This window comes from Mesorhizobium sp. P3_A9 (assembly GCF_056402975.1).
Genome location: NZ_JBFUGJ010000237.1, coordinates 1 through 9,552, shown reverse-complemented (window position 1 = coordinate 9,552; position 9,552 = coordinate 1). Strand labels below are relative to the sequence as shown.

The window sequence follows — 9,552 nt, the reverse complement described above, 5'->3', positions numbered from 1 at the left end:
GTCGGCGGGACAGCGCCCCCCTCTGGCCTGCCGGCCATCTCCCCCGCAAGGGGGAGATCAGCTAGTCGCCTAGGCAAAATACTCCTGCAGCGGCCTGACCTCCAGGCTCCCCGCCTTCAGCGCCGCAATCGCCTCCGCCACCGCGGCCGCACCCGACAGCGTCGTRTAATACGGCACCTTCTGCATCAGCGTCGCGCGGCGCAGCGAYTTSGARTCCGACACCGCCTTCTGGCCRTCCGTCGTGTTGAASACGATCTGCACCTGGCGGTTRCGGATGGCGTCTTCGATGTGRGGGCGGCCTTCSAGCACCTTGTTGATYTTCTGSGCGTCGACRCCGTTTTCRGCGAGGAAGCGCTGSGTGCCTGAGGTSGCCAGCACCTTGAAGCCGAGGCCGGCGAGGCGCTTGACCGCCGGCAAGATGCCCTTCTTGTCCTCGTCGCGCACCGAGACGAACAGCGTGCCGGAKCGCGGCAGGTCGACGCCGGCCCCTAACTGGCTCTTGGCGAAGGCGAGGGCAAAATCGCGGTCGAGGCCCATGACCTCGCCGGTCGAGCGCATTTCCRGGCCGAGCAGAATGTCGACGCCGGGGAAGCGGGCGAAGGGGAAGACGGCTTCCTTGACCGCGATGTGGCCGGGATTGCGCGGATCGGGCATGGCGCCGTAATGGGCGAAGGCGTCTTCCAGGGTCTCGCCGGCCATGATGCGGGCGGCGATCTTGGCAATGGGACGGCCGATGGTCTTGGCGACGAAGGGCACGGTTCTTGACGCGCGCGGGTTGACTTCCAGCACATAGACGGTGCCGTCCTTGATCGCGTACTGCACGTTCATCAGGCCGCCGACATTGAGCGCGCGGGCAAGCGCCGCCGTCTGGCGCTCCAGCTCGTCGACCAGTTCGGACGGCAGCGAGTGAACGGGGAGCGAGCAGGCCGAGTCGCCCGAATGGATGCCGGCCTCCTCGATGTGCTCGAGRATACCGGACACGAAGGTCGCCTTGCCGTCGCAGAGGCAGTCGACATCGACCTCGATGGCGCCACTGAGATAGGTGTCGAACAGCAGCGGGTTCTTGCCCAGCAGCGTGTTGATCTGGCCGGTCTTGTCGTTGGGGTATTTCTGCTTGATGTCCTCCGGCACCAGGCCGGGCACGGTGTCGAGCAGGTAGGATTGCAGCATGCCCTCGTCATGGATGATCTGCATGGCGCGGCCGCCCAGCACATAGGACGGGCGCACCACCAGCGGGAAACCGAGCTCGCCGGCGACGAGGCGGGCCTGCTCGACCGAATAGGCGATGCCGTTCTTCGGCTGGCTGAGATTGAGCTTGTGCAAGAGCTTCTGGAAGCGGTCGCGGTCTTCGGCCAGATCGATCATGTCGGGCGAGGTGCCGAGGATCGGGATGCCGGCCTTTTCCAGCGCGTCCGCCAGCTTCAGCGGCGTCTGGCCGCCGAACTGGACGATGACGCCGACCAGTTCGCCCGACGCCTGTTCGGCGCGCAGGATCTCCAGCACGTCTTCCGCCGTCAGCGGCTCGAAATAGAGCCGGTCGGAGGTGTCGTAGTCGGTCGACACGGTCTCGGGATTGCAGTTGATCATGATCGCTTCATAGCCGGCGTCGCGCAGCGCGAAGGCGGCATGGCAGCAGCAATAGTCGAACTCGATGCCCTGGCCGATGCGGTTCGGCCCGCCGCCGAGGATGACCACCTTCTTGCGCGACGAGACCTGCGCTTCGTTGGCCAGCGCGCCGGCGAAGGGCACTTCATAGGTCGAGTACATATAGGCGGTGGGCGAGGCGAATTCGGCCGCACAGGTGTCGATGCGCTTGTAGACGGGATGAACGTCGAGCTTGTCGCGGATCCTGGAAATCACTTCGGCATCGGTCTTGGTCAGTGACGCCAGGCGGGCATCGGAGAAACCCATCGCCTTCAGCATGCGCAGATTGACGGCGTCCTGCGGAATGCCGTGCTCGCGGATGCGGGCTTCCATGGCAACGATGCCGGCGATCTGCTCGAGGAACCACGGGTCGATCTTGCACATGGAATGCACGTCTTCCAGCGAGGTGCCCATGCGGATCGCCTGCGCCACCATGCGCAGCCGGTCGGGCGTCGGGGTGCCGAGCGCGGCGCGGATGGCGTTGCGGTCGTCGGCGTGGTTGGCCGCGACAGTGCCATGGCCGAGGCCGGGGATCTCGATCTCGTCGAGGCCGGTGAGGCCGGTCTCCAGACCACGCAGGGCCTTCTGCAGCGATTCCTGGAAGGTGCGGCCGATGGCCATGACTTCGCCGACCGACTTCATGGCTGTGGTCAGCACCGGCTCGGCGCCGGGGAATTTCTCGAAGGCAAAGCGCGGGATTTTGGTGACGACGTAATCGATGCTCGGCTCGAACGAGGCGGGGGTGGCGCCGCCGGTGATGTCGTTCTCCAGTTCGTCCAGCGTGTAGCCGACGGCAAGTTTGGCGGCGATCTTGGCGATCGGGAAGCCGGTCGCCTTCGAAGCCAAGGCCGACGAGCGCGAGACGCGCGGGTTCATCTCGATGACGACGAGGCGGCCATCGGCCGGGTTGACGGCGAACTGCACGTTGGAGCCGCCGGTCTCGACGCCGATCTCGCGCAGCACCGCGATCGAGGCGTTGCGCATCATCTGATACTCTTTGTCGGTGAGCGTCAGGGCAGGGGCGACGGTGATCGAGTCACCGGTGTGGACGCCCATCGGATCGATGTTCTCGATCGAGCAGACGATGATGCAATTGTCCGCCTTGTCGCGGACGACCTCCATCTCATACTCCTTCCAGCCGAGCACGCTTTCCTCGATCAGCACTTCGGTGGTCGGCGAGGCGTCGAGGCCGGACTGGACGATGTCGTAGAATTCGGCCCTGTTGTAGGCGATACCGCCGCCGGTGCCGCCCATGGTGAAGGACGGGCGGATGATTGCCGGCAGGCCGACATGGTCGAGCGCCTGGGCGGCGATCGCCATGCCGTGGCTGATGTAGCGTTGCTTGCGGTCGCCTTCGCCGAGGTTCCAGCGGGTTTCCAGCGCGTCGAGCGCGGCGTCGAGATCGGCCGGAGCCTCGGCCTTGACGGCGGCGCGCTCGGCCTCGTGCATCTTGCGGTCGGTGTTCTTGACGTCGGTGGCGTTGGCCAGCATCGACTTCGGCGTTTCCAGGCCGATCTTGTGCATTGCCTCGCGAAACAGCGCGCGGTCCTCGGCCTTGTCGATGGCGTGCGCGTCGGCGCCGATCATCTCGACATTGTAGCGCTCGAGCACGCCCATCCGGCGCAGCGACAAAGCGGTGTTGAGCGCGGTCTGGCCGCCCATGGTCGGCAGCAGCGCGTCGGGCCGCTCCTTGGCGATGATCTTGGCGACGACCTCGGGCGTGATCGGCTCGATATAGGTGGCGTCGGCCAGTTCCGGGTCGGTCATGATGGTGGCCGGGTTGGAATTGACCAGGATGACGCGGAAACCTTCCTCCTTCAGCGCCTTGCAGGCCTGGGTGCCGGAATAGTCGAACTCGCAGGCCTGGCCGATGACGATGGGGCCGGCCCCGATGATCAGGATCGACTTGATGTCAGTGCGTCTTGGCATGGCGAAGTTCCGTTYGGCGGGCGGCTTGCACAAAAAACCGGGACGGGAAGACCCGGCCGGTTGTGCTCGCGATTCTGGTATCAGGCTAGGTGGGCCTTATAGGGAAGAGTTTTGGCGGATGTAACCCCGAAAATGAGGGATTAGGGCAGTAGGGCAGGTAGGGCAGTAGGGCAGTAGGGCAGTAGGGCAGTAGGGCAGTAGGGCAGTAGGGCAGTAGGGCAGTAGGGCAGTAGGGCAGTAGGCTCAAGCGCCCTTGAAACATATTGCCCTATTGCCGTACTGCCTTACTCCCCTGCCTCCTAGTCCCCAAACGCAATGGTGTCCGTGATCTCGAAGCGTTCGGAGACGCCGATGCGGATCAGGTTCAGTGCGCCCTCGCGGGTGAAGCGGAAATCGCTCTTGGCGTTCGAGCCGGCCGGCAAGCCGGCGTAGAAGGAGATGGTGCGCGTGCCGCCATCGGGCCAGGTCACGGTGATGTCGGCCTTGTCGGTGCCCTTGTGCACGACGGTCGCCGTGCAGCGCTCCATCGGCTGGCCGAAATAGCGGGCGCAGGGGATCTGGACAGCGTCGCCTGAGACAAGGGAGGTCGGCTGCGGCGGCAGTTCGGCGACGGTCTGTGTGTCGAGGGCGGGCGCGGCACCGTCGGGGCGCGGCGTGGGAACGGGAACCGACCCGGCGGAGCCTTTGTCCGCGGCGGCATTGCCGTCGGAAGCCGCGGTTGCATCCTGAGGCTGCGGTTCGGCAGGGGCTGGGATTTCTCCGGCCGGCGGGGTTGCGCTCGCCACCAGCGCCAGGCCGTAAGCATCCTGCATGGCGGTGGTGGCGGTGGATTTCATCGACGTTTCGGGTGTGTCCGGATGGGCCGTGTCGCCGAGCCGAGCCGTCAGGTCGGTTGGGGGTGCCGGCGGGGCGGCGGGCGCCGCGCTCGCGGCGGGAGGCGTCGTGGCGGCCGAGATGCCGGGAGCGGGTATCGCCGCATCGGGAGCCGCGCCCGCATCCCCACCGGTGGCGACAGTGGACCCATCCGCTGCCTGGTCGGGATTGGGCACAACAGCCGGATTGACGGGAACAAGGTAGCGCGCGGGCGCCCAGCCGGTGGCTTTGGGATTGTCTGACTCGACCTTGCACCAGGGGTGCCCGTCAATCTCGTTGCAGCCGAGGTTCCTGACGCTGGCGCCGGCCGCCAGGCGGGTCTCGGTCTTGCCGATCGCCGACGGCTTGGCGCGGACATTGAGCAGGTCGTCCGGGGCGAGACCGGTGACGATGGAGATGAAGGGCGTGTCTTCGGCATGGGCAGGGACAACAACCGGCCACGCCGCCATCAGCAACGGAGCCGCAATCAGCGCCAAGAGCGTTGTCCGCAGCTTAATTCGGCGTCTCATCACTTGGCTGTCGGCGATCAATTGCATTACCAAAGGCACCGCCAGAACCCGAAAAACGCTGCCGCACGCGAAGGCGGTTTATAAGCGACGGCGCGGCGCCGTGTCTACACGCCAGATGTTCACGCCTTTTTCAGCCCAAATGGGAAGCGTCTTCGGGGGCATGAATGCAAATGCATTCAGCCCGGGGCGGCGTGAACGCAACCGTTCAGTCCGGACATGAGCTTTTGCTCAGTCCGGCATGAAGCCAGTCCTGAGCGCGTGGGCCCATTCCAGGCGCCCCGCCTGTTCGGCCTGGCGCGCCGCTGCCTCATGGTCGTAGTCGACGGCGATGGCCTCGAAGCGGTCGGGCTGGCCTTCGCCACCCAAGGTGACGATGCCGTAGCGCGCATGCGGCGAGCCCTGTTCGGAAACATGCGCCGGCGGGGTGGAATCGTCATAGGCGGGGCAGCCGATGCTGCCTGGATTGAAGATGACGGGACCGTCGGGGATGCGGACCAGCTCAGCGCGATGGCTGTGGCCGCACAGCGCAATGCGGCAGGCCGGGTCGAGCGCCTTCAACCGCCGCCGGATCGCCGCCAGCGGCGCGCGCACCAACTGGCCATCGACGATTGCGTCGGCGAGGTATTTCTCGTCATGGTCGGGGCGGGCATGGAAGGCGACAATCCCCGGCGCGATCTCCAGCGTCAGCGGCTGGGCGAAGAGAACCGCGCGCTGCGCCTCGGTCAGCCGCTCCTGTGCATAGACGTCGGAAGCCCACATGGTCTCGTCGGCCGGATCGGCGGCGACGCGGCGATCATGGTTGCCGCGCACCGTCGGCAGGTTCAGCGCTTCCAGCCGCTCAAACGTCTCGCGCGGCCAGAGCGGGCCGGAAACGCTGTCGCCGAGATTGACGGTGAGGTCAGCGCCGCCGCGGCGCGCCAAGTCCTCAAGCACGGCGTCCAGCGCCAGGACGTTGCCATGGATATCGGCGAGGACGGCTATGCGCATCGGAAGCTCCGGTGATTGACAAATGATTGGTCGAAAGGGGCAACCCTATCAAGACTTGGGTTCCTCGCCCCCGCAAGGCGGGGGAGAGGTGGCCGCGAAGCGGTCGGAGAGGGGCTTCGTAGGGCGGATGCCTCGCAGAACTTGATCACCGTCTCAGCAGCCCCCCTCTCCGTCTCGGCTTCGCCGAGCCACCTCTCCCCCACTCCCGTGGTGGCGAGGAACCCAATTTCTTCAAGGTTCAGGCGGGCATCTCAATATCGTGCCCGCCGACCGCCGGCAGAGCGGGGTCGTCGCCGGCTGCGGCGATGACGCTGTCGAGCAGGCCGGGGAAGCGGGCGTCGAGGTCGGCGCGGCGCAGCGTGATCATGCGGTTGGTGCCGACCACTTCGGCGCGTGTGACGCCGGCCTCACGCAGTTTGGCCAGGTGATAGCTGAGATTGGTCTTCGAGCCGAGATCAAGGAACTGGCTGCAGTTCAGCGCCACCCCTTCCTTGCTGGCGAGATAGCGCACGATGGCAAGCCGCGTCGGATCGCCAAGCACGCCGAGCACGATGGGCAGGCTGATCTGGTCCGTATTGGGATGAGGTAACGTCATGGCTGGAACCTAAGCGCAGTCCGGGCCGATTTCAACGCATCCGTCCTCGCCTGCCCGTACACAGCGTTTCTCCCGTTTCTATCCGTGCCGAACGACCGTGCTGACACAGGGCTGTCAGGAAGGTTCAGCTATTTTGCCCTGGCTTCATTGACATCATGCCCTGTTATGTCCAATTGTTCAATAACTTTTGAACTAAGGACATTCCACATGGACAAGCGGATATTCTGGCTTGCGCTCGGATCGTTTGCGATTTCGACCGAAGGCTTCGTCATCTCCAGCCTGCTGCCCGACATCGCCCGGGATGCCGGCATCTCCATTCCGCTCGCCGGCACGCTGATCACCGCCTTTGCACTGGCCTATGCGGTCGGCACGCCGATCCTGGCGACGCTGACCGGCGAATGGGACCGGCGCCGCGTCATCTTGTGGACGCTGGTGTTCTTCGTCATCGGCAACATCGCCGCCGCCTTGGGCTCTTCATTCGAAGTGCTGCTGATCGCACGCATCATCATGGCGCTGTCGTCGGGCCTGTTCGCGGCAACCGCTCAAGGGACCGCCGTGGCGCTAGTCGATGACCATCACCGGGCGCGTGCCATTGCCGTGGTCGTCGGCGGCACGACCGTGGCCGTCGCCGTCGGCGCGCCGCTCGGCGCGCTGGTCGCGGCCTTTGCCGGCTGGCGCGGCACCTTCTATGCCATTGCCGGGCTCGGCGCGCTCGCCGGCGCGATCCTGTGGTACCGGCTGCCGCGCGGCATCGTCGGCACCAAGCTGCCGCTGAAGCGCCGGCTGGCGGCGGCCATGCGGCCCGGCGTGATGCCGATCCTTCTGACGACATTGCTGGCGCTGACCGGTGCCTTCACCGTCTTTGCCTATGTCGCGCCGCTCGCCATCGAGGGCGGCGGGCTAAGCCAGATCGCGCTGCCCGGCATGCTGCTTGCCTTCGGCGTCGGCGCCGTCATCGGCAACATCGCCGGCGGCCAGGCGGCCGATCGTTTCGGCGCCACCCGCACCGTCAGCTGGTCGCTGGCGCTGAGCGCGGCCATGCTGGTCATGCTGTCGGTTATCCCGACCTTCCTGCCGCAGCACATTGCCGGCCCGGCGCTGATGGCGATGATGGTGCCGTGGGGCATCGTCGGCTGGGCGTTCCCGCCGGCGCAGGCCAGCCGCATCATCAAGCTGGCGCCCGATGCCGCGCCGATCGTGCTGTCGCTCAACGGCTCGGCGCTCTATCTCGGCGTAGCGCTCGGCGCGGTGGTCGGCGGCGGCGTGCTGCGCTATGGCGCGCCGGCCGATCTCGGCCTGGTCGCGGCGGCCTTCCCGATCATCGGGCTCGGCATTGTGCTGGCCGGCCGCTGGGCGGCACGGCCGGTCGCGATGCCGGCTGAGTAGTCCTGTCTTGAACCCGCCGGCCAGCTCAGGTGGCCGGCGGCAGATCGAAATCCAGCGCTGAAATATCATCCAGCGCCGCGCGCAACCTCGTCGCCTTCTCCTTGCCGACCACGTCTTCGAAACGCTGCTGGGCGACCTGCCACAGCCTCATCGCTTCATCGAGCTTGACCAACCCTTGAGGCGTCAGCCGCACCCGCTTGATGCGGCGATCGGCCGGATCGGCGAAGGTCTCGACATAGCCGTCGCGGATCAGCGGCTTCAGCGTGTGGCCGAGCGCCGACAGGTCCATGATCAGGGCGGACGCAATGGCGCCCATCGCCGGTTCGTTGGAGATGTGGATCTGATAGAGCAGGCCCTGCTGCGTAGCTTTCAGGCCCGAGGGCGCCAGCACATCATCATAGTACTGGCCAATCTTGCGCGTCGCGCGACGCAGCATGGCGTTGTTGCAGAGCGACAGTCCGGGCAGGGCCTCTTTCGACATGATGGATCCTTGGCGGCGCAAACATGATGTCCGGCTGCTGCCTGACAAATAATCTCGGACACACTCATTGACAAGATAGTGGCATATACCTACTTCGTCGAAAGTGGCATATGCCACTAAATCAATCAGGCGGCTTGCCGGCAAGATGAGGGCGATTGCCCACGATGCCGGTGGCCAGGTCGAAGCAAACAGTTCGAGATAAAGGAACAGGACAATGAGTGGACAGGCAAACAAGGGCACGGCGGTTGTCACCGGCGCCTCATCGGGCATCGGCGCGGTCTATGCGGACCGGTTGGCGGCGCAGGGCTATGACCTCGTACTTGTGGCGCGGCGCGCCGACCGGCTCGAGGAACTGGCTGAGAAGCTGCGCTACGCCTACGATCGCAAGGTCAGCTTCATCGCAGCCGATCTGTCGGATGACGATGATGTGCGCCGTGTCGAACGGCTGATATCAGCCGACGACAGCGTGACGCTGCTGGTCAACAATGCCGGCCTTGGCGGCCAGCAGGTGGTGGCGACGGCCGACGCCGACGCGGCTGAACGCATGATCAAGGTCAATGTCATCGCCTTGACGCGCCTGACCCGTGCCGTGCTGCCGGGACTTCTGGCGCGCAACCGCGGCGCCATCGTCAACATCGCCTCGGTGCTCGCCTATGACACCTCGTTCGGCGGCATCTACAGCGGCACCAAGGCCTATGTCGTCAACTTCACCGAAGCGCTGCACCGCGAAGTCGCTGGTACCAATGTGAAGGTCCAGGTGGTGCTGCCGGGCGCGACCCGGACCGATTTCTGGGAAGTTGCCGGCAGCGATATCGACCAGCTTCCGAAGGAAATCATCATGACCGCCGACGATATGGTCGATGCGGCCCTTGTCGGCCTGGCCAGGGGCGAAGCCGTCACTGTCCCGGCGCTTGTCGACGCGGCCAAGCTGGACACATTCCTCGGCGCGCGCCAGGCCTTCTACGGCAGCCTGCACGCCGACAAACCGGCGGCGCGTTACGCGGCTTGAGCGCTATCCATGCTTGGGTTCCTCGCCCCCACGAATGTGGGGGAGAGGTGGCTCGGCGAAGCCGAGACGGAGAGGGGGATTGGCGCAATCCTGTCCGTGAACGGACTTCGAGAAATACCTTTCATCAGCTGGCGCCAGC

7 protein-coding genes are annotated in these 9,552 nt (G+C 65.6%); 2 read left to right on the top strand and 5 right to left on the bottom strand.

Annotated features, from left to right (window positions below; genetic code table 11):
- Positions 1–69 precede the first annotated feature (69 nt).
- The 4 genes from carB to AC1DX0_RS25090 form a co-directional block, all read right to left on the bottom strand.
- A complete protein-coding gene (gene carB / locus AC1DX0_RS25105) occupies positions 70–3,573 on the bottom strand; it encodes a carbamoyl-phosphate synthase large subunit (RefSeq protein ID WP_477357199.1) in 3,504 nt (1,167 codons plus the stop codon).
- Positions 3,574–3,872: 299 nt separating this feature from the next.
- Positions 3,873–4,955, bottom strand: a complete 1,083-nt coding sequence (locus AC1DX0_RS25100) for an SH3 domain-containing protein (RefSeq protein WP_477223488.1) — start codon at positions 4,953–4,955, stop codon at positions 3,873–3,875.
- A gap of 228 nt (positions 4,956–5,183) precedes the next feature.
- Positions 5,184–5,942, bottom strand: coding sequence for a metallophosphoesterase family protein (locus AC1DX0_RS25095; protein ID WP_477223487.1), 759 nt, complete (start codon positions 5,940–5,942; stop codon positions 5,184–5,186).
- Positions 5,943–6,180: 238 nt separating this feature from the next.
- On the bottom strand, positions 6,181–6,537 hold the full coding sequence (locus tag AC1DX0_RS25090; RefSeq protein WP_202358331.1) for an ArsR/SmtB family transcription factor: 357 nt from the start codon (positions 6,535–6,537) through the stop codon (positions 6,181–6,183).
- A gap of 207 nt (positions 6,538–6,744) precedes the next feature.
- On the opposite strand from AC1DX0_RS25090, the gene AC1DX0_RS25085 reads away from it, so the two are divergent.
- Positions 6,745–7,923, top strand: coding sequence for an MFS transporter (locus AC1DX0_RS25085; protein ID WP_477223486.1), 1,179 nt, complete (start codon positions 6,745–6,747; stop codon positions 7,921–7,923).
- A 25-nt stretch (positions 7,924–7,948) separates the two neighbouring features.
- Here the strand turns inward: AC1DX0_RS25085 and AC1DX0_RS25080 are convergent, their stop codons facing one another.
- Positions 7,949–8,404 carry a MarR family winged helix-turn-helix transcriptional regulator gene (locus AC1DX0_RS25080; protein ID WP_477223485.1) on the bottom strand — a complete coding sequence of 152 codons (456 nt, stop codon included), beginning with the start codon at positions 8,402–8,404 and terminating at the stop codon, positions 7,949–7,951.
- A gap of 214 nt (positions 8,405–8,618) precedes the next feature.
- Here AC1DX0_RS25080 and AC1DX0_RS25075 point away from each other — a divergent pair, with 214 nt between their 5' ends.
- The gene (locus AC1DX0_RS25075; RefSeq protein WP_477223484.1) at positions 8,619–9,413 is read left to right on the top strand and encodes an SDR family NAD(P)-dependent oxidoreductase; all 795 of its coding nucleotides are present in this window, start codon (positions 8,619–8,621) and stop codon (positions 9,411–9,413) included.
- The last annotated feature ends 139 nt before the right edge of the window (positions 9,414–9,552 follow it).

What these genes read in the sequence shown, in the direction of transcription:
- AC1DX0_RS25100 (WP_477223488.1), bottom strand. Translation starts at nt 4,955, where the DNA reads ATGAGACGCCGAATTAAGCTGCGGACAACGCTCTTGGCGCTGATTGCG.
- AC1DX0_RS25095 (WP_477223487.1), bottom strand. Translation starts at nt 5,942, where the DNA reads ATGCGCATAGCCGTCCTCGCCGATATCCATGGCAACGTCCTGGCGCTG.
- AC1DX0_RS25090 (WP_202358331.1), bottom strand. Translation starts at nt 6,537, where the DNA reads ATGACGTTACCTCATCCCAATACGGACCAGATCAGCCTGCCCATCGTG.
- AC1DX0_RS25085 (WP_477223486.1), top strand. Translation starts at nt 6,745, where the DNA reads ATGGACAAGCGGATATTCTGGCTTGCGCTCGGATCGTTTGCGATTTCG.
- AC1DX0_RS25080 (WP_477223485.1), bottom strand. Translation starts at nt 8,404, where the DNA reads ATGTCGAAAGAGGCCCTGCCCGGACTGTCGCTCTGCAACAACGCCATG.
- AC1DX0_RS25075 (WP_477223484.1), top strand. Translation starts at nt 8,619, where the DNA reads ATGAGTGGACAGGCAAACAAGGGCACGGCGGTTGTCACCGGCGCCTCA.